The sequence below is a fragment of the Mycobacteroides franklinii genome, assembly GCF_001853795.1.
Lineage (GTDB): Bacteria > Actinomycetota > Actinomycetes > Mycobacteriales > Mycobacteriaceae > Mycobacterium > Mycobacterium franklinii.
Genome location: NZ_MLIK01000019.1, coordinates 1,567,331 through 1,593,331, shown reverse-complemented (window position 1 = coordinate 1,593,331; position 26,001 = coordinate 1,567,331). Strand labels below are relative to the sequence as shown.

Here is a 26,001-nt window from a genome sequence, read left to right as displayed (position 1 = left end):
GGCGGACCGGTCGCCTACTTCTTGTTGGGCACCAGCTTGATGAGGTCGGTCATGCCCGCCTTGCCTGCGAAGTAACGAGTCAACCCCGGCGCCAGCCGGTTGTTGAGGTACTGCAGCCGCGCCTCGGGTGTCACCGGCACAACCTGCTTGTTCTTACGCACCGCGCTGACGATCTGCCGGGCCACCTTGTCCGGACCGTAGCGGCGCATCGCGTAAGCCCTGTCACCGGCTTGTTGCATCCGCGCCTCTTCCGCGGCATCTACACCCGAAATCTTGGTAGTGGCAACGATGTTGGTGTGTACCACACCGGGGCAGATGGTGGTGACACCGATGTTGTGCGGCGCCAGGTCGGCGCGCAGACAATCGGAGAACATGAACACCGCCGACTTGCTCGTGGAGTACGCGGTGAAAGCCTTTTGCGGGCTGTAGGCGGCCATGCTGGACAAATTAACGATATGACCGCCGAGCCCGCGGTCGGCCATCTTGGCGCCAAATGCCCGGCTGCCGTTGACGACTCCGAACAGATTGATCTCGATGACGCGGCGGAACTCTTCAGAGGGCGTGTCCAAGAACCCACCGGCTGCCCCGACGCCGGCGTTGTTCACCAGTACGTCGGGCACACCATGAAGTCTGACGACCTCCTCGGCGTGCGCATTGACCGCTTCCTCGTCGGCCACATTGAGCCGGTAGGCGTGCGCCACGCCACCGGCCTGCTCGATGAGTGCGACGGTCTCGTTGGCGCCGTCCAGATTGACGTCGGAGAGCACCACTTCGGCACCCTGTCGCGCGAACTCCAGCGCCGTCTCCCTACCGATACCGCTTCCCCCTCCGGTGATGACCACCAGCTGGCCCTCGAACGGCTTGCGGTTCTTTCCCATTTCTGCCCTCCGTAGTGCACGGCCGGGTTCCTTGCCCGATACCGCGTCGATGAGTTCGATGGCGGCCGCCGCGAGCACCTGCGGGTGGGAGAACGGCAGCCAATGACCGCCGTCGAGCACCCGCCGCCACGTCTGCCGGTTCCAGGTGGGCTCGTCGTCGTAATTGGATTGGCGCACCGCGGGGTCGCGGGTGCCGACGACGACCTGGACAGGCACGTTGGTGTGCCGATCCTGCGGATGCAGCATGGCCGGTAGCGCGTTGGCCCGGTACACACGCAATGTCTTGGTGATATCACTCATGAATGTCGGGCCCAGGTGAATCTGTGCCGCGGGCGCACCTTCCGCGATGGACAGCCCTGCCCGCCAGCGTCTCTCATTCATGGTGAGCTTGAGAAGGACGTTGGGGATGACGGGAGTCATGGATCCGAACATGTAGAGCAGGGAGCCGATCTGCCCCAGCGCGAGCGCCACATTCCTTGGTGTCGGATTGCTCAGCCGTGATCGCACCCACCGGCTCATGTGATGCGCCGAGGGCCCAGAGACGGAGGTGAACGAGGAAAATCGGTGTTCCAGGTCCGGATTGCAGATGGCTTCCCACATCGCGACACTGCCCCAGTCGTGGCCGAGGACGTGCACCGGCTTGTCCGGACTGACCGCGTCGGCAACGGCGACGTAATCGCTGGCCATCTCGGTGAGCCGAAAGTCGCGAAAACTTTTGGGATTAGTACTTTTTCCCGCGCCGCGATTGTCGATCGCGACCAGCCGGAAGCGGTCTCTCAACAGCGGGGCGACGCCGTCCCAGAGGTGATGCGAGTCGGGCCAGCCGTGCACCAGCAGGATGGTCTCCCCGTCGGGATTGCCCTGGATGAAGTACGCGACGTCGATATCTCCGTTGCGCACCACATGTTCGGTAACACCGTCGTTCGTCACACCGTCCGCACGCTCGGTGGTGAGAGTCATCCATATCTCCGTTCTCAAATGTCCAGTAGCAGTGGCCCACCGCCGGCACGAGATACCCACAGGAGCATCTGGCCTTCGGCGCGCCGAGTTTCGGTCAAGAGGATGTCGCGGACCGCATTCCCCGCCGTCTACCTCCGCGCCGTCGCGGGCCTTCGGGCCTCCTCGACGGCGCCTTGACGCGGAAGCAGATTCAGATCGTCAAGCTTGCCGAGTGCCCATGCACCCCATCGCTCGGCACGCTCGATCGAGAATGCTTGTGTGGTACGACGATTGATTCCCGGCGCGACTCGCCCCAAGACATACCCGAGCCATGCCTCGGTGCGCACCGGTACCACCGCGAGGTCGTAACGCACCGCACGCGTGACGGCACGCGCTACCAAATCCGGGCTCATCGGCGAGAAAGGCAGACTGGCCGCGAACTCCTGCATCCGGCGCATGATTTCCTTGCCCCGATCGACCATCTCCTGGTCGACGCCGACGGTTATACCGTTCAGCCCGATGTTTGTGTTGATGAAGCCGGGGCAGATGGCACTGACTCCAACCCCTTTCGGCCCCAGCTCCAGCCGCAGGCATTCGGTGAGCATCTTGACGCCGGCCTTCGACACCGAATACGGCGCCATCACCGGGGTCGGCGTGAAGGCCGCGGCCGAGGCGATGTTGACGATATGACCACTACCGCGTTCCACCATCTGTTCGCCGAACACCCGGCACCCATACACCACCCCCATGAGATTCACCGAGAGCAGTCGGTCCCAGTCCGCCGGGGTGAGTTTCAGAAATGGTCCGCCCAAAGCGATTCCGGCATTGTTGACCAGCACATCGGCCACCCCGCGATCGGCAAGAACATCCCGCGCGAAGGTTTCCCACTGGTCCGGATCGGTGACATCCAATTGGGCCGCCGATGCCCCGTTTCCGTCGGCCCGGATCATCGCGGTGGTGGCCTGCGCGGAATCAAGGTCCATATCGGAGACCACTACGTGGGCTCCGCGTTTGGCGAATCTGATCGCGGTGGCCCGACCGATGCCACTGCCCGCCCCGGTGACCACCACCAGACGAGGCTCCAGCAAGTTGTTTTTCACGCGCTCTCCCCCACTGTCGATGCCACGGTCTCGGGTACCAACGACCCCGCCGAATAGCGATACACGTCAAGGTCGTAGTGACGGTTCTGCCAATACATTTCGCCGTGGGTCGTCGGCCGGAATGGTGAATCACCATTCTGGTCCAGGTAGTACGTGTTGGATCCGGCGCACACGTCGGTGAAGAGGAAGTTCTTCTCTTGCCGCTTCAAGCACTTCCGGAAGTACTCGTCGTGGACATCCTGGCGGATCTCGCAGACAGTGGCCCCACGACGCTTGGTCTCGGCGATGGCACGGGCCAGGTGCGCCGAGGTGGCCTCGATCATCCACAGATAGGACCCGAGGACGAATCCGTACGGCCCGGTGATGGAGAACATGTTGGGATACCCGGGTACCGAAACTCCTTGGTAGGACTGGAAACGGTGCCTGTCCCAGAACTCGCCGAGTTCCTGCCCGCCGCGGCCGAGCACGGGGAAAGGCGGCACCGAGCCCTTGTCCCACAGTTTGAATCCCGTCGCACAGACCAGCACATCAACCTCGTGCTCGACACCGTCAACCGTGCGCACTCCGTCGGACGTGACGCATTCGATCGATTCGGTGATCAAACTGACGTCGTCACGGTTGAAGGTCTTGAGGTATTCGTTCGACATCGACGGGCGTTTACAGCCCAACCCGTACTGCGGAATCAGCTTCTCGCGGATCACCGGATCGTCGACCTGTTTGCGCATCCATCGGCGCATCGGCGCCTCACCCGCGCGCCTGACAGCGTTGATCAGCCACGCCGGACCGGCCACCTGACCGCTCATGGCCAATTCAATGCCAACCGTCGCGATCGATCGGATGGCCGAACGAATCTGCTTATTTCCCAGAATCATCCGGCCCAGTGGCCCTATCTCCACGTCGAATTTTGGACCCACCCAGATTGGCGTGCGCTGAAAGACCGTGAGATGACTCGTCTGGGCGACAATGGCAGGAACAAGCTGCAACGAGGTTGCCCCCGTTCCGATCACGGCGACACGCTTACCCGCGAGCGCCACATCGTGATCCCATAACGCGGTATGTAGCAGTACCCCGCCGAAATCGTGCACGCCCGGGATGTCGGGCATCTTCGGGCGTTCCAGGCCACCGACCGCCATCACGCAGTACCGGGCAGTGATCTCCTTGCCACCATCGGTGGTCAATCGCCACAGGCTGTTTCGATCGTCGAACTCCGCACGGGTGATACTCGTCCCCAACCACAGCTTGTCGCGCAGCCCGTACTTGTCCACCATGGAATCGGCGTAATGCTGCAGCTCGTCCCCTGGCGCGAACAGACGCGACCAATCACCACGCTGCTCATAGGAGAAGCTGTACACCACCGACGGAATATCCACCGCCACCCCGGGATAGGTGTTCGCATGCCAGGTGCCACCCACCTGATCCCATTTGTCGATGATGATGAAATCGTGGATCCCTTTGCGTTGCAGAGAGATACCAGTTCCAATTCCGCCGAATCCGGCCCCGATCACCGCTACCTCGTGATCGGGTTGTTCCAGCTCAGCCGTCGTTGAGCGCCGTGCGGCACTGCTCACGGTTCGCGTCTCCTTTGACGTGTCGCGGGCTACTTGAGGTGATCGACGAGGATGCCCTTGCTACCGAAAAGCTCCTGCTGCCAACGGTCCAGCAGTTCTCCGGTGTTGATGTCGTCGGGATGGAAGCCGGGCCGCAGGTACTGGCGCACGTCACCCAAGATTCCCTTGAACAGCGGCCCGCCGAAGAGGCCCCGTGCTTCCCTGAGCAGCCGGCGGGGCTGACGCCTCGCCACCGGATCGGACAGCAGCGAGCCGGCGAGGATGCCAAGCGTCAGCGGCGGGACGATGGTCATCGCCACCAGCATGAGGCCAATCCGCATCGTCTCGGTTCCGCCAACGGCGCGGTACACGTCGAAGGCCACCGACTTGTGTTCCAGTTCCTCCAGGGCGTGCCAGTTGAGGAGATGCCATACCTCAGGGTCGCCCGGAATGGCCTGCACGTCCTCACTGCCGAGCGTCCGCTCGGCGAGTATCGCGGTCATGTGTTCGGCCATCGCGGTGAACGCCAGGTGAGCGCGCGGAGGGAGCATGTTCTCGAACCGGATCAGGCGGTCAACCTGCTTCTTCGAATCCCACCACGCGATGGGGTAACCCATCTCGACGAGTTTTTCGTTGACCCGACGGTGCTCTTGACCGTGCACCGACTCCTGCCCGATGAAGCCGGCGACGCGCTTCTTGAGTACCGGATCGGTGATCTGGTCGGAGAATTTGCGCACCGAACGGATGAATCCCTCTTCCCCGGGCGGGAAACCGCCGGACAGCCCCGCGACGAAATGGCTGTAGACGATGTCGTCTTCCACGAAATACTTGTGGGCCTTGCCGTCGTCGCCGAAGCGGAATCGGATCCGCCGGGTCTTGGGGTACACCGCAGCTGGGCTTGCCATTTTCATCACTCCCTTGTGACAAGAAGTTACTGGTACTCAAAGTACTACCTGGAGTACACCATAGGACCGCGGCGGCGCGGGGCGCAATACATCGCGGTAGGTGAAATCAACTCAAGAAATCACTGAAACAGCCGGCGTTCGACCCCGCGCGACAAGAAAGAAAGCGCCCACCGGACGGGGCGAGAAGGACCGGACGGTACGAGAAGTCAGTCGGCAGACAGGAGGACGGGATCGTCGGGATTGAGCTCGACGCCCCGCGCCTTGGCCGATGCCGCCAGCCCACCCCACACGTAGACCACCAACTCGTCGACGAGAGCTTCCTTGCTGATCACGGGCTCATCGAACCAGCGCAACACCGCGATACCCGTGGAGGCCAACATCGCGTCGATGACGTACTCGATGTGGTCGGCGTTGCCACCGCGAGAGCTGAAGACCGACCCCACCAACTGCGCGATGGCGTCGGACAACGGCCGCCCGCTCTCGATGAGCGATGTCGCATTCGCGTACTGCACGCTCAGCAGGAAGCGCACCAAGTTGGGTCGCTCATCAACGAGGTCGACGTAACCCGCCATGCCCGTGCGGAACAGTTCGAGCAGCGAGACGGACAGGTCGATATTTGATACCACCTGCTCGACGACCAACTCCTGAACCCGCATCGCCACTGCGGCGAAGAGGGCTTCCTTGTCGGTGAAGAAGCGGTACAGCTTGGGCCGCGAGATACCCGCGGACTTCAGGACATCGTCGATCGACAGATCCGGACCAAGCTCATCGATCGCATTCAGAGTGGCTTCGACCAATTCCGCGCGGACTTTCGCGCGATGCTCTCGCCACCGGTCAACGCGGGCGTCACCGGTCAGCTCAGGAAGGCCGCGCTCCGGGTACACCTGCGTTGACACGCCCACATCGTAGACCGACTACCCGACTCCCCGGCGCGCATATCACCAGGTACAGGTATCGAGAGTCTAAAGACCCATCCCCGGCGGGCAAACTCAACAATACTTTCAGCAAACAAATGCCGTTACGTCCAGGACCTCGGGATCCCCAGAGATAGGTATGCAGCACTTCTGCCCGACCTCGTGATATTTCCTCGACCTGTCGTTCAGCTAATGATATGGGTTGTGACGGCGCCCGAATATGCCCTGACAAGTTCGGGCATTTTCCAACATATTTGCCAGCAGTGGTTAATGTGATCGCGTGGCCAGCACCGACAATGGCCGGCGAGGGCCGGGCCGCCCACCCAATCCGGCACGTGCGCGCGAACGTCAGCGCGCGCTGACTGAGGCTGCCGCCCTGGAGTTCGCCGAGAAGGGGTACCACAAGGCGAGCATCACCGACATCACCCAGCGCGCGGGAGTCGGCCGGGGCACCTTCTATCTGTATTTCGACACCAAACGGGACGCCCTGGACGCGGTGATCGACAGTTACTTCCAGAGAACTGTCGCGGCGGTCAACGACACCAGCGACCTGCTGGGAAACGCTGCGGACTTCGAGTTGCACCTGCGTACGGTGTTCACCCGGCTCTTCAACATGCTGGATAACAGCCCGGAGATCATGCAGGTCATCCTGCGTGAGGGCCTACTCGACACCGCGATGACGAAGCGGATGTTCGGCATTCTCGACCTCATCGAGGCCATCAACATGACAATCATCGAGCAGGCGGTCACCGAAGGGGCCATCAGCCCCGCTGTCGATGCCACCTTCCTCGCCCACGCCATCACGGGGTTGTCCATGGCGGCGACCCTCAAGGCCATCAGGGGCGAGTTGGCGGGTGACGCCCGCGAGGCCTACATCGACTCATTCATCCAGCTCGTGCGGGCGGCGACGACCGGTTCTGCACCCGTCGCAAATTCTTGACAATTCGCTTCCGAAGATCACAATCCTCGGCTAGCCTCAGCCCTAGCCAATAACCTGACTACCGAGTCAGTGAATTGCTGAGACCAGGGTCGGGGGACCTCCGACGGTCTCGTCGCGACAATGCCCCGACCGGGCCAGCTGATATACCCGCGCACGCGGGCACACATTGCCAACCATCAAGCGCGGCAACCCCATGCTTGACACGGACCATGACCTACACCACACTAGGCCACCATATGTGATGCAGAGTACCCGTTACTTGTTGTTACGCAAATGGAAACATTTGAGCCCGTCGATCCAGTTCAGCCCCGGAAATATGAAGCCAGAGGAGCCGCTGTTGAGCTCAGCAATGAGTCATGTGGCGGCTGATGCGCGCATGGAGCCCACCGCAGACGAGTGGGCCGAATCTCCGGAGATTCAACCCGATAGCAAATACCACGACGAGAGCGAGGCCAATCCGGCTCCGGGCAGTTCCCCCCAGCTACTCGATCGTGTCCGCCGGGTCGTCAAAAGGCCCGTCGAATACGTGGTGTCTCAAACCGATTCGATGCTGAAGACGCTCGGGCGCTATGTCGATCTGGTCGTGCAATCGTTCGCGTTTCTGGTGAGCGATATCGTCCGTCTGCGCCACCCGTGGCAGGACACCATCATCCAGTCCTGGTTCATCCTGACGGTCACCGTCGTCCCGGCCATTCTGGTATCGATCCCGTTCGGGGTGATCGTGGCGGTGCAGGCCGGCAGCATCATCTCGCAGGTCGGCGCATCGTCCATTTCCGGAGCGGCCGGTGGCCTGGGCGTCATCCAACAAGGTGCGCCCATCGTCGCAGCCCTGCTTCTCGGTGGCGCCGCGGGTTCGGCGGTCGCCACCGACCTCGGTGCCAGGAGCATCCGCGAAGAGGTAGACGCCATGCGTGTGATGGGTGTCAACCCGGTTCAACGGCTGGTGACACCCCGCCTGGCGGCGATCCTCTTTGTGTCGCCATTGCTGTGCATCTTCATCATCTTCGTCGGTATCTTCGCCGGATACCTGGTCAACGTGGGTTTTCAGGGTGGCACCCCGGGCAGCTATCTGTCCTCATTCGCGGCCTTCGCCAATGTCAGTGACGTCACCGTCGCAGTTCTCAAGACCTGGCTGTTCGGTGTGGTGGTCATCCTGGTGGCCTGCCAGCGTGGCCTGGAAGCCAAGGGCGGTGCGCGCGGTGTGGCCGATGCGGTCAACGCCACCGTGGTGATCGGCGTGGTCACCGTCATGGTGCTCAACACCGTGATCACCCAAATCGTCGCGATGTTCATGCCGTCGAAGGTGGGCTGAGGATGGCGACGTCCCGCCCGTCCCGGTACTTCCCGGATGAACTCCCCGCAACCGCGCGGTCCCTGTGGAATTTCACCAAGGGCGCGGGCGGTTCCGCCGAATATCTCGGCCACCAAATCACTTTCGTCGGTTTGGTGCTGGCCGCCATACCCCAGACGCTCAAGCGTTACCGCCGCCAAACCGGGGTGCTCCTTGTCGATATGACCTGGGGCAACGGCTCGATCATCGTGGGCGGCGGGGTCATCGGTGTGCTGGTCTTCATGGGGATTGCGGTCGGTGCGTCGGTCGGCATCGTCGGCTTCTCGACCCTGGACATGGTGGGTATGGGGTCCCTCACCGGATTCATCTCTGCCTATGTGAACACCCGGGAGATGGCGCCGATGATCGCCGCCATCGGGTTCGCGGCCCAGGCCGGTTGCCGCATGACCGCCGAGATCGGGGCCATGCGCATTTCGGAGGAGATCGACGCCCTGGAGGCGCAGGGTATCCGTTCCATCCCCTTCGTCGTCACCACCCGAGTGATCGCCGGAGTCATCATCATCGTTCCGCTGTATGTGCTGACCCTGCTGCTGGCCTACGGCTCGTGCGCCTTCATGGTTTTCTTCGTGCACAACCAGTCGCAGGGCGTGTACAAGCACTATTTCGACTCGTTCGTGCATCCGGTGGACGTGCTCTATTCGGTGATCAAAGCCGTGGTGTTCGTCGTCATCATCATCGCCATCCAGTGCTATCAGGGCTACTACGCGGGCGGAGGACCCGAGGGCGTGGGCATGGCCTCGGGTCGTGCCATTCGGGCGTCCCTCGTCGCGGTCGTGCTCTTCGACATGCTCCTCACGTTGCTCTTCTGGGGCAACAATCCTGGAATTCAGATATCGGGGTAACGGGTGGCCATTTACAAAGATCCGAGTGGACGGTCCGCGGGCCCGACCGCTCTCAAAATCCGCGGGCTCGCGCTGGCGCTGCTCGTCGCGGCCGGCGGCTACTCGCTCTATCAGTCCGGTATCGGCAGCTACGGCGACCCCTTCGAACTCACCCTCATCACCAACACCATCGGTGAGGGCATGGGTCCGGGTGGTGAGGTCAAGTACCGCGGTTACAACATCGGGCAGGTCAAGTCCCTGCAGACCACCGGGTACAACAAGCAGCGGATGACGGTGATCCTCGACGGCCGGCAGGCCAAGGCACTCACCTCCGACACCAAGGCGCAGTTCACCTCGTCGAACATCTTCGGCACCGCCGCGGTCGAGCTCGTCAGCAGTGGTGTCGGCGAGCGGCTGAAATCCGGTGGCGTGCTTGAGATCAGCAGCGATGTCCAGGCCGCATCCATCACCGGCTTCCTTCGGATGGGTCAGCGGCTGGGCTCGATCCTGGACAGCCGCGAATTCAATGCGATCATCGCGACATTCGAGCGCCATGCCGACCTGACCGGTCCGGTCGTGAAATCCTTCTGGGACCTGTTCGCGATGATCGCCGATTCGCAGAAGGTGCCCTTCTCCAAGACATTGGATGTGATGGCCTCGTTGATCGAAGGCACCAACGAGTTTGTCCCCGTCATCGGCTCTACCAACAAGCTGCTGGACAGCCTCACCTTCATGGTCGGGCCGGGCAACACCGAAAGAGCTTCCGCCGCACTGGGTTCGTTGTCGGATCTGTTGAAGTCGCTGGGTAGCGGGCTCGGTACGAACAACGACTGGCTGGTTCCGCTGATTCGGTCGATCATGGATCTCGCCGTTCCCTTCACGTACTTCCTGGGCAGCCTCGCGCCGGCATACGACCGGGTGAACGGTCTACTCGACCGCACCACCGCCGCCTTCCCCGTCGACAACGGCAAGGTGCGCATGAACGTTCAACTGATCATGGACACCGCGCCCGGGCTTGGTGCGGCACTGCCGATGGCACCCGAGGGTCAAGCCGCTCCCGTAGCCGCGACCGCCTCCCTCGGACCTGCTCCCGGCCCGACCGCTGGAGGGCAGCGATGAAGCGGATCGCACTCCTGATGGCCGGCCTCACCGCGGTTGTGGCGGTGGCGGTGGTGCTGACCCTGATCATCGTGAACGCGCTACGCACACCGGTCAATGGTCCCGTCCGGCGCTTCGACGCGCTGTTCACCGACGCCTCGGGGTTGATCATCGGCAACGACGTGCGCATCTCCGGCGTACAGGTCGGCAAGGTGGAAAAGATTCACCTGGACGGCAACAACGCTCGGGTGACGTTCAACGTACTCACCGATCATCCGCTGTACCAGAACACGACGATCGCCATCCGGTACCAGTCGCTGGTCGGTCAGCGGTACGTCGAGATAGCGCAAGCGCCCACACCCAGCGCGCCCCTTGCGGCCGGCGCGACCATCCCGCTCGGCCAGACCATTCCCTCATTCGATATTGCCAAGTTGTTCAACGGTTTTCGCCCCATCTTCGAGACACTGGACCCGGCCCAGTTCAATAGGCTGACCGAGAACATTCTGCAGCTCATCCAGGGCGATCAGCGCGGAATCGGGCCAATCCTGCGAGATATCGATGCCGTGCTCAAACTTTCGGTTGACCGCCAGGCCGCCCTGCAGACCATCATCACGAATCTGGGTGATATCTCGAAGGATCTGGGCGGCACCTCCGATCAGCTGTTCTTTCTGATCAACGACCTCAATGATGTGTTGGCGCCGTTCGAGAAACAGGCCGACGAGTTCAATAGGGCCGGCGCGGACGCGCTCCCGGTGTTGCGTAGATCGGTCAGCATGTTGCGGTACATCGAGAACACGGTCGACGGAGCCCAGCTGCCCATGTACGACCTGGCGAGTCGCACCAACCCGGGCGTGCCGACCATCATCGCGGGCCTCTCGCTGCTCCCCGATCTGATCCAAGGCATGCGCGACTCTCTCATCGAGGACAAGACGGCACCTCCCACCTCCTTCGAATGCAAGAACGGAGTGGTGAAGATGCCAGGAATCGGCGAGGTTTCCTTTGCCAATCAAGATCTGGTGGTGTGCAAGTGAAGTCCCTTACAAGGTTTTTCGCGAGAAACCGTCCGATCCTCGACGAACATGAGGCAGCCAAACGCAATCGCCGCAATGGTCTCATCGGCGTCCTCATCATCGCCTCGGTGCTGGCCGCAACCGGAGTGGCTTTCGTCAACACCAGCGGCATGAAGACCTACGCGCTGCACCTGCGGGCCTCGGGAGGGCTGCGCGCAGGTGACGATGTCCGGATCGCCGGCATCTCGGTGGGCAAGGTGTCCAGTGTGCGCATCGATAAGTCCTTGGTGGAGGCCACCTTTACGGTGGATCACACGGTGTCCGTCGGATCGGAGTCGCGGGCAGACATCCGCATGCTCACCCCGTTGGGCGGGCACTATGTGGCCCTGTATCCGGAGGGCTCGATCCCGCTGGGAAGCACACCCATCCCGCCCGAGCGCACCAGCGTCCCGTTCGAGATCAACGAGCTGTTCCAGAAGTTCACCCCCGTGGTCAAGAAGGTGGACGCCAAGGTCATCCACGACAGCCTGATGGAGGTCGCGAACGCCGTCGATAAGTACCCCAACGGCTTACGCGACTTCTTTAAGTCATCTCAATCGCTCATCAGCGCGCTGGAGCCCAGCACCGAGGACTTCCACGCCACCCTGAACTACGCGAACGAGTACCTCCGCGCCTTCAAGACGGGTAAGGAGCAACTCGCCAAGATCGTCACCATGCTGTCCAAACTGGGTGCCAAATACAGCAAGTCCACGACCGACCTGATCGAGGTCTTCGTGCTCCTGAAGGACCTTTTCCGGCTTTTCAACAGATTCTTCACGGCGTATGCGCGCGACTACGAGCCCATGCTCAACGGCCTCGACGACATCGTGGACACCCTGACCAAGTACCCCGAGAAGCTCGGCAAGGCCTCCGAACAGTGGGGCCAACTCGTCGGAATTGTCCTGCCCATGCTCAGCGGCAACGGCATCACCGTCAATGAGAACGACCGAGTGATCCCCGGACAAGACGTCTGCCTGCCACACTTCTTCAGGTTCTGTTGAGGACCTTGATGACACAGCCCATATTTGTCCGGAACATCCTGACCCGCCTTGCGGGCATGGGGCCCGCTGCACGTGCGGCGGTAATGAGCGCCGTTGCGCTGGTACTTGTCGCAGTGCTGGCTGTTGCCGGAATCTTCGGCGCTCGCACGGTGTTTCCGGCCGTCAAGAACCTGGTCATGCCATACCTGGGAGATGCTCATATCCCGTTGCTGGACAACACCAAAGCGCTCTGTGCGGACTTTCGCGACGGGTCCGGCCTCTACAAGGGCAACAAGGTCCTGCTACTCGGCGTGGAGATCGGCACGGTAACAGCGGTTACCAACAAACCCGATCATGTCGAGGTCGACTTCGAAATTCCGAGCGACATGGACCTGCCTGCCGACGTGGGCGCGGCAAGCTACTCACAATCGGTGATCACCAATCGCAGTATCGAACTCACCAGGTCATGGAGTGAGGGCGCCAAATTCACCGGAAACCAATGCATCTCGAGAGAGAACACCAGAACCCCGGTGACCGTTACCGAGTCGTTCTCCGCGATAGGCGAGCTTGCCGACACCCTGATGCAGGCGGCACCCGGGCAGGATCCCGCCAACTCGCCGGGCGTGCAGGCGCTCAACAAGACCCTCAAGGGCGCGGCCAGATCGCTCGACGGTGTGGGCCCGGGCTTCAAGGAGATGCTCAACAACCTCACCACGATGGTGGGCGATCCCTACAAGGCCGACGCCGACTACCGCCAATTGTTCGAGAACAGCGCGATCGTCACGTCGAACTGGCTGCAGTACTGGAACGAGTTCGCGGGCGTGGTCTCCTCGCTGCCCGATACCGCCCGTCTGATCGCGGGTATATCGGAAAACTTCTCGGTTGGCCTGGACTACCTGACGACCCTGCTTCCGACACTGAACGGCATGGTCCAACGTGCCGCCGGTCGGCTGTACAAGAACGTCTTCGACAAGCTGGTGCCCTGGATACGCGACATCCTCAACGCCTACACACCGCATATCCTCACCTTCTTCAACACCTTGCCGCCCATGATCAATTGGCTGGCCGATGACATCTACCTGCCGAACACCAAGACCCACAACGTCACCTATGTTCCTCCGCGCGTTGCCATCTCGCCGGAGCAGGCCAGCGCCATCTGCCAGAACCTGCGCAACCGGAACACCCCCGGATCGCAGGCAGCGTGCGCACCTGGAACCGCCTCGGACCCGGTCACCCTCGGCCTGACCAACCTGATCATGGGAGCCGCGCTGTCATGATCAGACGCATCCTGACAGTCCTGTTCGCCGCGGCATTCGCGGTAGTCCCGGCATGTTCCTCGGAGGCTCTCGACCCCACCAAGATGCCCATGCCCGGGGCCTACATCCCCAAGAACACCTATCGCATCAAGATTGAGTTCTCCAGCGTGCTGAATCTGCCGGGACGGGCGAAGGTCGACGCCGGTGGCGTGCAGGTAGGTCTGTTGGACCGGGTGGAACTCAAGGGCACCACCCCGGTCGTGTACGTCGATGTCGATGGCAGTGCCAAGTTCCCGCAGAACGTCAGGGCCGAGCTCCGGCAGGCCACCGTGCTCGGCGACATCTACATCGCGATGATCTCGCCCAAGGATCCCGCGCCCACTCAGCTCAAGGACGGCGACACCATCGCCCTGGCCGACACCGTCCCGGCGGCGAACGTGGAAGACCTCATGCGTTCCATGTCCAATCTGATCGGTGGCGGCAGCCTCAACACCATGCAGACCACGGTGGCCAACATGAACAGCGCCTTCCCCCCACCGGAAGAACTCGACCGCATCCACCGATCGCTGGCCGGAATCATCAACGACCTGTCCAACAATCAGGACACCCTCAACAAGATCCTGACCAACATGCAAAGCGTCAGCGAGACCTTCCGCGCCAACAAAGGCACGTACCTACGGCTCCTCACCGAGGGGCCCACCAAGTTGCCGTCGCTGGCCAAAGTGGTTCTGAGCCTGAGCGACCTGATCATCAACGGCGCAGAGCTCGGGCGGCAGATCGGGCAGCTGCTGGACTATCCCAATCTCATGCAGGTCCTGTCCTACCTGACGCCGTTCATCCACAGCGCCTCGACCGCCGACACCACCATCCCCGTTCTCGGCGACAAGATGGTCCGGACCATCCGCGACAGAATCATCCCCTTCTTCAAGGATGGCGGTCCCAAATACACCGTCACCGATATCCAAACTCCCGATAGCACACTGGGCGTCAGCCCCGGGGAGCGTGCCGACTCGGTCATCCGAAACATGCAGACGATGGGGCTGGTTCGATGAGGATCAACGTCCTACTCACCCTCGCGGTGCTCTCGATCATCTCGCTGGTGGGCGCCGTCTACATGGCCTTCGGTGTCCTTGACATCGCCTCCACCAGCAAGACCAATCACATGACCCTCATGCTGAACAGCTCGGGCGGACTGATGTCCACCTCCCAGGTCACCCTGCGCGGAATCAAGGTGGGACGGGTCACCGATATTCAGGCCACCGCATCGGGTTTGGCCATCTCCATGGCTCTGGACAGCAGCTACCCCATTCCCGTCGACAGCCAGGTGAGTGTCCAGAACCTCTCCGCCGCGGGCGAGCAGTACGTGGAGTTCAAACCCGCGCGTATCGAGCCCCCATACTACAGCGATGGAGCCGTGATCCCGGCATCGAAGGCCGCACCGGTCTACACCGTGAGTGATCTGTTGCAGAAGGGCAACGCCCTCATGCAGGCCATGAACGCCGACGACCTGCAGACCACGCTCGACAACGTAGCGGCCGGATTCATGGACAACACCAAGAACATTGATCAGTTGGCCACCACCGCAAGGCTATTCGCGCAGATGGTGCGGGACGACAAGCACTACCTGACCGAGGTGATCGGCAACATGTCCACCTTGACCAACGGTCTCGGCGAAATCCGGGCCGGCGAGATCTTGAAGCAATCCGCCAAGACCATTCCGAGCAGCCTCGACGGTCTCTCGTCCCTGGTGAAGGTGATCGAGAAGCTCGAGCCCCTGGTCGAATCCGGTATGGGTGACGGAAAACCACTGACCGATCTGGTGGACAAGCTCGTCGACTACATCAACGCCCTCTCCGAGCCGCTCTCTCAGTTTGTGACCGTCCTCGAGCCTGTCGTCGCGCCGCTGCGCGATCTCAAATTGGACGCCGGCCACTGGCTGGACTTTTGGGACTCGACATTCAACAACCAGGGCGGCGTCCGAATCCACCTCGGCGTGCCCGAATGGCCGGCCACCGAATCACCCCAGCCCGCAACGGGTACCCGGCCGTCACAACCGACGGCTAAACCGTCAGCACCCACACCGATACCGGCACCACAAACGGCAACAGCAGGAAGGCCTGGATCATGACCGACATCTCCGAGCGCACGCTCACCCTGGATGACGCAGATCCCGAAGAACTCGCGGACATGGCCGAGGAGTCGAGCCCCGACGCGGCCGAGACCCGAGCCGGAGCCAAGGCGGCGAAGGTGATACCGGCGAAGCGCACCAAAGCTGTTGAACAGGAGGTGGATACCACCGAGACCGACAGCGGGCCCAACATCTGGAAGTGGATAGCCTTCGGGCTGCTCACGCTGGGAATTGTGGCCTCGGTGCTTGGGGGCTGGCAATACCAGAAATTGTCCGACACCCTTGCCGCCACTCGCGCCGGCGATGCCGAACGCGTCGCCGCCACCGACGCGGCTTCCACGTACGCGATGAAGTCCTTGACGTACACCTACGAAGACCCTGACGGATTCTTCAAGAACGTCAAAGAGAATGCCGCCGAGCCGCTGAAGAACAAGTACAGCGACGCCGAGAAGGTTCTCAAGGCCATCATGCTGCAGGCACAAGTGACGTCCAAGGGAGAGATCATCGCCTCGGACGCGGTCGCACAGCAGAACGGCATCTACCAGGTAGTTGTGACCACTCGGCAGACCACCCGGAACGTACAGAACCCGGAGCCCCGGGCGACCACCCTGGTTCTGCAGATCACCGTCAAGAAGGACGGCGACGGATGGCAGGTCATGGACATCGGCCCCAAGAACGCCAGCTCCACCGGAACCATCATGCATCCCGGCGACCAGAAGCTGATCCCTGAAGGTCCTGACGCACCTCCCGCCGCCCCCGGTAAGGCGCCCGCGCCGAGCCTCCCGCCGCTGCCCGTGCTTCCCGGTCAGAAGTAGGCCATGCCCTGCAGTATGCGTGGCTTGAGTGCGGCTGTGGCCGCGGCTGCCCTTGTGGTGTCGGCGCAGACGATCCACCCGGTGGCGGTGGCGCGGGCGGCACTGGCCCCCTGCGCCAGCCGAACCACCATGATCGTCCCGGAAACTCCCATGGTGCACACGGATTGCCGTCTTACCGCAACGGACGGCACCGGGATCACCTTCGATGTCGTGTACTGGCGACCACTCCCCGACAACAACGAGGCTCCGGACTATCCGCCGTTGTCGGTGCGGGTCACCATCAAGGATGCCGCCGGCAACAAATTGCAAGAGGTCAACGAGCTGCTGGAGGCATCCAGCCCCGCACCGGTCGGCCTGCAGGACATCGATGGGGATGGCCGGGACGAGATGATCATTCCGATGGCGACCCGGGTCATGAATGGTGCTGTGAACAGCCGTTTTTCGGTGTGGCGGGCCGAGAAGCAGACCACACACTTCGAGCGGGTTCAAATGTTCGGGCAGGCCATCTACCCCAGCGGCGACGGCTATGTGGTGGTCAACAGTGGCGCCTTCTCCAGCCGCGACCTTGATTTCTATCTACCCACCGCGGCCGGCTACACCCAGATCGTCACCCTGACGATGACCACCGAAGAGGTCGATCCCAACACCCGCAAGGTCCTCACCGCGAGCTGCATGGTGCACAAGCAGTCCGGCCTGGGGGCCATCGATATGGACTGGCAGGACTCACCGGTGTTCTGCGACTCCCCTGCGGCCAAGGCGATTTGGCCGGATGCCGAGCGGGTGGAGACCAACCGCCGCGTGCAGGGCCGCTAACGCACTTCCGGTAGGCGGCTCGCGCCGTCGAGAAGTTCGATCAAGGATCGCAGGCCCGGGCGCAATCCCCAGGTGAAGATCACACGTAGCAGGGGTTGCAGCCACCGCAGCGGCAGCCATGAAACGAAACGCGGGGTTATCGCGACGGTCCACTCCAGCGTGCAACCATCCGGAACACTGGTGAACACGTAGTCCTCAGCCCACAGTTTCAGCAGTGGCCAGGTGCCCGCCACCGCGGCGTAGGTGATGCGATGCGGTGGTTCGTAACGCCAGAATCTCTCCCGCTGGATCCACAGAAACCGCCAGGTAGCCGAGACCGTGCCCATCTCTCGCTCCATGCCCACGCGGCGGCCCGGTTCGTCGTATCGCACACCGCAACCGAACGGGAGCCAGGACCAAGCATGGTCGCTGTCCAGTGCGGCCCATACCTGGCCGACGGGTACGGAGAAGGTGTGGGATGTTCGCAACACGATGGCCGCGGACTCGAACGCGGAATCGTCCGCCATCGGAACCCGGCACCGGGGCGCGAGCATGGGCCAGCTCACCGTCAGACCGTGGCCTGCGAATGATCCACGGCCACACCACAGTCGGCATCAACACGGCGCTGTCCGTACGCATAGTCCTCGGCCGGGAAGTGTCTCGCAGCCCGGCGCGCCTGCAGGGTTGTCGTCGGTCGCAACAACGGAGCGTCGTCATCGGCGTTCTTCCAGTAGGAACGCACTCCCCGGTTGAGCTCGGTGAAGTAGTACTTCAAGTTCCTGCCGTTGCGCAACATGCTCTGGTGGAAGCGGTCCAGTGCTTCTTGGCGTACTTCCATGCGCGTGGCGCGCCGCTCATCCGCCAACGAGATAGCGCGCACGATGTGCGTGACCGCGGTGTCGGCGAGCCCGTGCCATCCGCCGTTGCCGGTCCACGAGTACGGACCGACGATGATCCAGCGATTCGGGAACCCCGTGATCGAGACACTTTCGTAGGCCTGCATGCCGTGGGTGTTGAAGAAGTCTCCGAGGTCACGTCCGCTGGCTCCGGTGACCCGCCCTCGCTTGTAGGAGGCGGGCTCTGAGAACAGCTCGAAACCCGTGGCAGTAATAAGGAAATCTGCCTCGTGAACCGTGCCGTCGGCGGTACGCACTCCCTCCGGCACCACTTCGTCGATGGGCGTGGTCACCAGGGAGCAGTGCGGCTTGTTGAAAACCCGCGGGAAGTCGGAGTTGAGGGTCGGCCGATTGCCGAACGGCCCGAAAGACGGGAGTAGCTCACGGGCCACCTCCGGATCGCGCACCACTGCACGCAAGTATGCGCCGTATAGTGCACTGCCCGCTCTGTCGAAGGCCCGCATCAACGGTCGCATGACGGCGCCAGGGGTGTGGATCATGAACCACAAGCCCAGGCTCCCGCCCACCAACGCGCCCCACTCGATCACCGAGAACAATCCCGGGGTGCGCAGTGCCCATTGGGCTATCACGGGGATCCGGAAATCGGGTTTGGGGATGCAGTACACGGGCGTGCGTTGGAACACCGTCAGCGATTGGGTGTCCTGCGCTATCGCGCCACACAACTGAACGCCGGTGGCCCCGGTGCCGATGACCGCCACTCGCTTGCCGCGCACGTCATGTTCCGGGAGCCACTGCACCGGCGTCACCCGAGTGCCTGCGAAGCTGTCCAGCCCCTTGATAGCGGGCTTCTTCGGGTCGAAGAACGGGCCGATCGCCGAAATCACGAACCGTGCGGTAATCACCGCACCATCCGCGAGATTCAGTCGCCAGTAATGATTTTCCTCATCCCATTCCTCGTTGCGCACCTCGACACCGAAGCGGAAGTGCGGCCGCAGATGGAAACTCTCGGCAACCCGCTGGTGGTATGCCTGCACCTCGGCGCCGGGAGCGAATACCCGGGACCACTGCGGGTTACGCAAGAACGGGAACTGGTAGATCACCGACGGGATGTCCACTGCGATACCTGGATACACATTGTCACGCCAGGTGCCGCCCAGATCGGCAGCCCGATCGATGATCACGAAATCCTCGATACCCGCCTGCTGCAGACGCACGCCGGCGCACAGACCGCCGATACCCGCGCCGATCACGACAACGTGGTGATCGGGAGTTGATCTGGTCATGGGAGCTCCTCATTCGACATACAGCAAGGACAACTGATTGATGTTTCAGGCCATGGCGGCAACCATCGGTGCACGTACTCGCCCAGCCGGACGCGTTCAGCAAGTACCCGCGCGAATACCGGTTCGGCACGTGGCGGCCGGCTATTCAACGTTTCGCCGTGGATTCCGCCAGCCGCACGCCGGATCCCACGGCCGGTAGCCGCTCAAAACGGAAGTCGTCCAGCGGGAAGCGTTTACTGGCTCGCGTCGACTGGTACGCCGTGGTGGGACGCAAGAACGAGAAGTCGCCATGCCGGTCGATGTAGTAGGAGTTGGCATTGACACACGCACGACCGTGCATGAGCGTCGACTCCGCCTTGGGCGCGATGAATTCGAAGAATCTGTTGTTGGCTTCTTCGGTCACCGCGATGGCTGTAGCGCCGCGCTTGTGCGCCTCGGCAATGATCCGCACCGCGATGCGTGTCGCGTTCTCCACCATGACGTGCCATGAGCTGCCGCTCCACGCGAACGGCCCGAACACCATGAAGGTGTTGGGCAGCTGGGGCATCGTGACACCCTCGTAGGCCCGGGCACGATTGTTCTCGTAGTAGTCGGCGAGGTCGAATCCATTGCGTCCCTTGACCGGGCGGGCACGATACACCTCGGGGCTTTGCGACATCTCGAACCCCGTCGCGAGCACCAGTACGTCGATGTCGCGACGCACTCCGTTCTTCGTGACAATGCCCGTCGGGGTGATCTCGGCGATCGGATCGGTCACCAGATCCACATGCGGTTGGGTGAAGGTGCGGTAGTAGATGTTCGAGACGCTCGGGCGCTTGCACCCGAATCCATATTCCGGTGTCAGCTTCCTACGCAGCTCCCGGTCGCGGACCTGGCTGAAAAGGAATGCGCGACATGCCCAATTCGGTATGAGCGTGATCGGAGCAATCTGCTTGCCGTACACGGTGATCGCCACCAGGCCTACCTCCACAGCCGCCGCCGCGATCCCCCGGATCAACGACTGCAAGCCGGGAACGTACTTCAGTGCCCAACGAGCGATGCGCGGTATCGGAAAATCGGGTTTGGCGAAGACCCAGATAGCACGGCGCTGATAGACGTCGAGGCGCGATGCCACCCGCGCCATTTGGGGGATGAGCTGCACCGAGGTCGCACCCGTTCCGATCACGGCGATCCGCTTACCCGTCAGATCGTAGCCATGATCCCAATTCTGGGTCTGAATGACCTTGCCGCCGAATGATTCCAGGCCCGCAATGTCGGGCACCTTCGGCTCGACGAAGGCACCGACTGCGGTGATGACGAACCGGGAGGTGATCACACGGCCATCGGCCAGACTCAAGAGCCACAGGTGGTTGTCCTCATCCCACACCCGCTCCATGACCTCATGACCTAACCGCAGATGGTCGTTCAGCCGGTATTGATCCACCAGACCGGCGATGTACTGCTGCACCTCACGTCCCTTGGGGAAGGTGCGAGACCAATTGGGGTTCTTCGCAAACGAGAACTGATACACAATCCCGGGAACATCCACGGCGACATCGGGATAGTGGTTGTTGTACCAGGTGCCGCCGATCCCTGCGGAGCGCTCGAGGATGACGAAGTCGGTCAGACCGGCACGCTTGAGGCCTATGGCGGCGCCAAGTCCGCCGATACCCGCGCCGATGATGACGATCTCGTGTTCGGGGTTGCTCATAGTGCCGCCCCCGCCTGCCGGTTGATGCGGCCGTCGTACTCACTGCGGGCTTGCCGATCCACCGGCCCAACGGTTCTGTCGGCGTTCACAACTCGCCTGCCCAGCAGCCATAGCCACTCGGGAACCAGGTGCTGCAGACGAAGTGCCAGGACCGTACCCCTCGGGGAACCGACCACTGCCGGCCGGTTGTGTACGGTCCTGACCGCATCGCGCGCCACCCAGCTGGGGGGGATGATCCCCAACTTCTCCCACCATTTGAAGGGGATCCCGTCCACGAGCTGGGTGCGAACGGCCGATGGCATGACCGTCGAGATGGTCACGCCGGTGCCGGCGAGCTCCTCGCGGGCGCTACGCGCAAATCCGGTGGCGGCGTGCTTCGACGCGACGTAGCTCGCCAGTCCGGGCGAGTGGATGGCTCCGGCCGCCGACGTCACGTTGATGAAATGCCCTCTGCCCCGGCCGATCATCCGTGGCGCCAGCACCTGGAAGGAGATGTAGTGGCTCCAGAAGTTGACGCGCATCGTTGCCTCCGCCACCCCGCGGGACTCTGCCAACAGCGGGCCCACCGGCATGATCCCGGCATTGTTCACCACGATGTCGATGGGTCCGATGGAGTCCTCGATCTCGTCCACCACCCGCAAATACTCGTCGAATTCGGTCACGTCCAGCACGAAACCTCGCGCACCCGAACCAACCTCACGTGCCGCATCGGTAGCGGCAGCTTCGTCGAGATCGGCGATGACCACTCGTGCACCCATGCCCGCCAATCGGTGGGCGATGGCCAGGCCGATACCGCGGGCTCCACCCGTGACCAACGCGACGGCACCGTCCATCTGAATCTCGGTGAACTTCATGCTGCCCGCCGTCCCACATGAGCCCTGACGAATGCCGAGATCTCCGCGACAGCGGCCCTCGCATCGGCGAGTACATCCGCGGCGATCTGGAAAACGTGCACCTGATTCCTCCATATCTGCAGTTCGACGGGTACACCCGCCTCGGTCATCCGAGCGGCGGCGAATTCGGTGTCGGGGCGCAGGATCTCGTCGCTGCCCACCTGGAAAAGTGTCGGCGGCAGGCACTCCAACGTGGGAAGGCAACCCTCGACGAAGCTGTCGAGAACCTCGAGCCCCGCGGTCGTCGTCTCGGCGGACAACATGAGGCGTTCCATGGCGATCAGTGCCGCGTCTGGGAACAGTGGGTCGTTGGACTGCGGGGCCAGCACCAGCTTGCCCGCCGGGTCGCGTTGGACCAGTGGAGATATGCACACCAGGGCACCCGGCGAGCCGTAGCCGCGACGCTGTGCGATCAGGCTGGTGACCAGGCCCAGGAAGCCGCCGGCGGAATCTCCGGCGATGGCGATCTCCGAAGGCTGATAACCCATCTCGATGAGCTGCCGAAATCCGTCGAGGGCGTCCTCGACGGCCGCGGAGACAGGGTGCTCGGGCAGCTTGCGGTAGTTGACTGCGAGGGACGTGACGCCAGCACCCGTGACGATGCGCGAGACCAGCCTGCGGTGCGAGTTCAGGCCGCCCACGACAAACGCTCCGCCGTGCAGGTACAGCAGCGCGCCATACGACGGGCCATCGCCGCACGACATGAGTTCCGCCTCGCAGTGGGCAAGCCGTACCTGGGTACGGCGCACTCCCCGCACCGGCCTCAGCACGACGGCTGCCAGGTCAACGACTCGGTACGGCCATGGCAGATGAGGGAAACGCGCCCACAGCGCAATCACCGGGTAGGCGACGGCACGGATGGCCCATCGCCCCAATCGCAACAGAACCGTCAGCGAGCCCCGTTCGGAGCGCACGAGCTCCACGCGCTCGGGATGCAGCGGCACCACGTTGGCCGTCATCGGCGCTCCTCGATGGTTTCGAAAACGAACAGGTGTTTAACAGACTGACATGCCATTCACAAAAATACAAGATGGCATTCCCGCCACCACCGAAGCGGCTGTTATTGCTGTTGAGACCAGATTTCGATGCCCTCACCCATGGGTGTGGCGGCATCGGCCAGGCCGAGATACTCGCGCGCAATCGCCGACCAGGGCGCCTCGGCGCCGAGCTTGCCGAGCAGTGCCGCCACGCACATCTCCGTGCGCCGCGCCATCGCGTGCGTCTCCACCAATCGCTGGTGGCGGATGCCGTCGTAGAACTTGGACGAGGGCAGCACCGCATCGGCGACCGAGCGACGGGCGATATTCGGGGTCATCCGCAGGCTTCCGTCCCCGAGATGCCAGCTACTGACCGCGCGGATGTACTCGGTGGCAGCGCTTCGTTCCATGGCCGCCGGGTCAGCCAGGAATCCCGCAGCCACAGCGAGTTCGAACGCCTCATCGTCATCTCCGGTGAGCAGCGCCCGGAACACCTTGCGCTGAACCTCGGCGTCCTCGGGGTCCATATCCATGCACAGCCCGAAGTCCACGAAACCGACTCGGCCGTCGGGAAGCAGCATGATGTTGCCGGGATGCGGGTCGGCACAAAAGAATCCCGTCCGGTACATCTCACCGCAGTAGAAGCGGTAGATCGCCTCCCCCACTCGGTCCCGCACCGGCTGATCCTCGCCGCCGAGACTGTCGAAGGGCACACCGTCGAGGTACTCGGTCACCAGGATCTGTTCGGTGCACAGTTCTGCGATCGGTTCCGGGATACGCCATGCGGGGTGCCCGCGAAATGCGTCGAAAATCCGCTGATGATGCGCCAGTTCGGTGCGATAGTCGACTTCCTTGATCATCTGCCGCTGCACCTCCGCCACAATGGCCTGGGTGTTGCTCGCCGGCATCTTCTTGGCTGCCAGCTTGGTGACCAGTTGCAGATTCTTCAGATCCGCGCGGACCTTGGACGCGATATCCGGGTACTGGATCTTGATCGCGACCGTCCGCCCGTCGTCAAGACGGCCGCGGTACACCTGCCCGATAGAGGCCGAGGCGATGGCGCCGGCATCGATGCTCACGATCCTGGCCCGCCGACTGCCCAACGCACGCTCCAGTGCCGTGTGCATCGTCGCGTCGGGAACCCTTGGCGCATTGTCGAATAGCGGCGCGAGCCGGGCGGTGAACTCCTCTCTGGCCGCTGCGGAGGTGATGCCCACATCCACCACCGACAGCAGCTGCCCCAGCTTCTGTGCGGCACCCTTCATCGAGCCCGCGACGGCCACAAGGTCGTCGGCGAACCGCAAGATATCGGCGTCGCGCCGGGCGGCCACGTCCGCGGCGACCGGCTTGATCGCCGTCGTTATCGCCGAGCGAACGGCATGGCCGGCGACAACCTTCCCCAGCGCCGCCGCCCTCTTCGCGCGCAGCGGCACGCCAGCTCGAGTCTCGTTGACATCGTTGTCAACTGGTTCGCCGATGGGTGTGCTCCTTCGTTCCCGCGCCGGCCTATGGCGCTGGGTTCAGACCATAGAGCAAAAACTGCGTGATGGCGTGCGCATACTCGTCGACGTGGTCTGTCCGGCCGTTGTCATCGACAATCAGGGTGACGGCTCCCACCAACAGCGACACGAAGGCCTGCCCCAGGAACTCGGTGTCCATCGACGGGTTGATCCGGTCCGCGCCGATCATCGAGAACACCGACTGCTCGCTGCGCACCGAGGCAAAGCGGAAGAACTGGATAATGGACTGAAGCGCTTCCGGGTCCACTCCGGCGGCCTCGGTACACACGAAGATCAACGCGGGCAACCGACCGGCCACCGCCTCCAGTGCATTCCTAAATCCTTGTGCAAGAGCGTGTTCGATATCTCGGCGGGCATCGAGGCGGGCAACCGTCCGGGACAGGGCCGGTTCCATCGCCGAGAATTCGCGGACCATCAGCGCATCGAGCAGGTCGCGCTTGTTTTGGTAGTAGTTGTAGAACGTGCCGTGGCTGACCCCGAGCCTTTCCACGATCTCATTCACCCCGACGGCGTGATAGCCGTCGGACAGGAAGCATTCGAGTGCGGCATCGAGCAGCTCATTGCGCCGGTCGGCCGCTACAGGCAACGGAACATGCCCGGAGTCAACGGCTTCCGCCGACCCGTGTCCCTCCCCGGGCTCCAGGCTCACACCGTCGCGCAGGATGCCCTTCTCCGCGATCAGCGAGGCGGTGCTCACGAAACGTTCCCGGGTACTGGGGTTGTCGTGCCTGCTTTGGGCGAGTAGAAATCCCGGCAGGACCAGTGCCGGCAGCAGCCGCGCCAGCACTGCGTGGTTCTGGGCATCCTCCGGGAGCCAGCCGGCCCGGCTACCGGACTCCAAACCCCGCTGCACGTAGGAGTCGAGCATCCCCTGGATGCCGACGACGCGCTGCTTGAGTTCCTTGTCGGCCGCGGCCGACTGCACCGTCAGGAGTTTCAGCAGCGCGGGCTCCTGGTCAACCAGTGCGTAGAGGCGGCGGCCGCCCTCCATGATGATGTCGTTGCGTTCCTCGATACCGGCCGTGCCGCCGACGACGTCGAAGAAATCGTCGAGTGCCAGGGTGTCGATGAGCCGTTCCACGCCATAGTCGAAAACCAGGTCGAGGACCTCGCGCTTGCTGTCGACATACCGATAGACGGTGCCCTGCCCCATACCCGCGCGGGTCGCGATATCGGACATGCTGGTCTGCTCGTAGCCGTTTTCGGTGAAGGCCGCGAAAGCTGCGTCCACGATCTGCTGACGCCGCTTGTCGGCAAGTCCGGACACC

Annotated in this window: 23 protein-coding genes; 11 read left to right on the top strand and 12 right to left on the bottom strand. The window is 62.7% G+C overall.

Going from position 1 to position 26,001, the window contains the following annotated elements:
* Positions 1-14: 14 nt before the first annotated feature.
* The 5 genes from BKG76_RS15260 to BKG76_RS15240 form a co-directional block, all read right to left on the bottom strand.
* Entirely contained in the window at positions 15-1,838 is a 1,824-nt protein-coding gene (locus tag BKG76_RS15260; RefSeq protein ID WP_070938365.1) for an SDR family oxidoreductase, read from the bottom strand.
* A 128-nt stretch (positions 1,839-1,966) separates the two neighbouring features.
* On the bottom strand, positions 1,967-2,917 hold the full coding sequence (locus BKG76_RS15255) for an SDR family NAD(P)-dependent oxidoreductase (protein WP_070938364.1): 951 nt from the start codon (positions 2,915-2,917) through the stop codon (positions 1,967-1,969).
* The gene (locus BKG76_RS15250; protein WP_070938363.1) at positions 2,914-4,485 is read right to left on the bottom strand and encodes a flavin-containing monooxygenase; all 1,572 of its coding nucleotides are present in this window, start codon (positions 4,483-4,485) and stop codon (positions 2,914-2,916) included. Before BKG76_RS15250 ends, BKG76_RS15255 begins: the two co-directional genes overlap by 4 nt.
* A gap of 29 nt (positions 4,486-4,514) precedes the next feature.
* Positions 4,515-5,369: a metal-dependent hydrolase gene (locus BKG76_RS15245; protein WP_070939259.1), complete on the bottom strand. Its 855-nt coding sequence runs from the start codon at positions 5,367-5,369 to the stop codon at positions 4,515-4,517.
* Between the two features lie 206 nt (positions 5,370-5,575).
* Positions 5,576-6,271, bottom strand: a complete 696-nt coding sequence (locus tag BKG76_RS15240) for a TetR/AcrR family transcriptional regulator (RefSeq protein WP_070938362.1) — start codon at positions 6,269-6,271, stop codon at positions 5,576-5,578.
* A 292-nt stretch (positions 6,272-6,563) separates the two neighbouring features.
* Here BKG76_RS15240 and BKG76_RS15235 point away from each other — a divergent pair, with 292 nt between their 5' ends.
* From BKG76_RS15235 to BKG76_RS15185, 11 genes are all read left to right on the top strand, one after another.
* Positions 6,564-7,223 carry a TetR/AcrR family transcriptional regulator gene (locus tag BKG76_RS15235; protein ID WP_070938361.1) on the top strand — a complete coding sequence of 220 codons (660 nt, stop codon included), beginning with the start codon at positions 6,564-6,566 and terminating at the stop codon, positions 7,221-7,223.
* Positions 7,224-7,572: 349 nt separating this feature from the next.
* Positions 7,573-8,535, top strand: coding sequence for an MlaE family ABC transporter permease (locus BKG76_RS15230; RefSeq protein ID WP_070938360.1), 963 nt, complete (start codon positions 7,573-7,575; stop codon positions 8,533-8,535).
* 2 nt (positions 8,536-8,537) lie between these two features.
* Complete coding sequence (locus BKG76_RS15225) at positions 8,538-9,416, top strand: ABC transporter permease (RefSeq protein ID WP_070938359.1); 879 nt, start codon at positions 8,538-8,540, stop codon at positions 9,414-9,416.
* Positions 9,417-9,419: 3 nt separating this feature from the next.
* Positions 9,420-10,514: an MlaD family protein gene (locus BKG76_RS15220; RefSeq protein ID WP_070938358.1), complete on the top strand. Its 1,095-nt coding sequence runs from the start codon at positions 9,420-9,422 to the stop codon at positions 10,512-10,514.
* Entirely contained in the window at positions 10,511-11,524 is a 1,014-nt protein-coding gene (locus BKG76_RS15215; protein WP_070938357.1) for an MlaD family protein, read from the top strand. The genes BKG76_RS15220 and BKG76_RS15215 overlap by 4 nt, the downstream gene beginning before the upstream one ends.
* Positions 11,515-12,543, top strand: coding sequence for an MCE family protein (locus BKG76_RS15210; RefSeq protein WP_070938356.1), 1,029 nt, complete (start codon positions 11,515-11,517; stop codon positions 12,541-12,543). The genes BKG76_RS15215 and BKG76_RS15210 overlap by 10 nt, the downstream gene beginning before the upstream one ends.
* 8 nt (positions 12,544-12,551) lie before the next feature.
* Positions 12,552-13,799, top strand: coding sequence for an MlaD family protein (locus BKG76_RS15205; protein ID WP_083338052.1), 1,248 nt, complete (start codon positions 12,552-12,554; stop codon positions 13,797-13,799).
* Positions 13,796-14,830: an MlaD family protein gene (locus tag BKG76_RS15200; protein ID WP_070938354.1), complete on the top strand. Its 1,035-nt coding sequence runs from the start codon at positions 13,796-13,798 to the stop codon at positions 14,828-14,830. The genes BKG76_RS15205 and BKG76_RS15200 overlap by 4 nt, the downstream gene beginning before the upstream one ends.
* Positions 14,827-15,906: an MlaD family protein gene (locus tag BKG76_RS15195; RefSeq protein WP_070938353.1), complete on the top strand. Its 1,080-nt coding sequence runs from the start codon at positions 14,827-14,829 to the stop codon at positions 15,904-15,906. The genes BKG76_RS15200 and BKG76_RS15195 overlap by 4 nt, the downstream gene beginning before the upstream one ends.
* Positions 15,903-16,721, top strand: a complete 819-nt coding sequence (locus tag BKG76_RS15190; protein WP_070938352.1) for a hypothetical protein — start codon at positions 15,903-15,905, stop codon at positions 16,719-16,721. Before BKG76_RS15195 ends, BKG76_RS15190 begins: the two co-directional genes overlap by 4 nt.
* A 3-nt stretch (positions 16,722-16,724) precedes the next feature.
* Positions 16,725-17,534 (top strand): hypothetical protein, encoded by an 810-nt coding sequence (locus tag BKG76_RS15185; RefSeq protein WP_070938351.1) that lies wholly within the window; start codon positions 16,725-16,727, stop codon positions 17,532-17,534.
* Here BKG76_RS15185 and BKG76_RS15180 read toward each other — a convergent pair.
* From BKG76_RS15180 to BKG76_RS15150, 7 genes are all read right to left on the bottom strand, one after another.
* Positions 17,531-18,067: an SRPBCC family protein gene (locus BKG76_RS15180; protein WP_070938350.1), complete on the bottom strand. Its 537-nt coding sequence runs from the start codon at positions 18,065-18,067 to the stop codon at positions 17,531-17,533. The genes BKG76_RS15185 and BKG76_RS15180 overlap by 4 nt on opposite strands.
* A 14-nt stretch (positions 18,068-18,081) precedes the next feature.
* The gene (locus tag BKG76_RS15175) at positions 18,082-19,653 is read right to left on the bottom strand and encodes a flavin-containing monooxygenase (protein ID WP_070938349.1); all 1,572 of its coding nucleotides are present in this window, start codon (positions 19,651-19,653) and stop codon (positions 18,082-18,084) included.
* Positions 19,654-19,798: 145 nt separating this feature from the next.
* Entirely contained in the window at positions 19,799-21,343 is a 1,545-nt protein-coding gene (locus BKG76_RS15170; protein WP_070938348.1) for a flavin-containing monooxygenase, read from the bottom strand.
* On the bottom strand, positions 21,340-22,197 hold the full coding sequence (locus BKG76_RS15165; RefSeq protein ID WP_070938347.1) for an SDR family NAD(P)-dependent oxidoreductase: 858 nt from the start codon (positions 22,195-22,197) through the stop codon (positions 21,340-21,342). The genes BKG76_RS15170 and BKG76_RS15165 overlap by 4 nt, the downstream gene beginning before the upstream one ends.
* On the bottom strand, positions 22,194-23,195 hold the full coding sequence (locus BKG76_RS15160) for an alpha/beta hydrolase (protein ID WP_070938346.1): 1,002 nt from the start codon (positions 23,193-23,195) through the stop codon (positions 22,194-22,196). Before BKG76_RS15160 ends, BKG76_RS15165 begins: the two co-directional genes overlap by 4 nt.
* Before the next feature lie 101 nt (positions 23,196-23,296).
* Entirely contained in the window at positions 23,297-24,646 is a 1,350-nt protein-coding gene (locus tag BKG76_RS15155; RefSeq protein WP_070938345.1) for an ABC1 kinase family protein, read from the bottom strand.
* A 73-nt stretch (positions 24,647-24,719) separates the two neighbouring features.
* Positions 24,720-26,000 (bottom strand): TetR/AcrR family transcriptional regulator, encoded by a 1,281-nt coding sequence (locus BKG76_RS15150; protein ID WP_070938344.1) that lies wholly within the window; start codon positions 25,998-26,000, stop codon positions 24,720-24,722.
* Position 26,001: the final 1 nt, after the last annotated feature.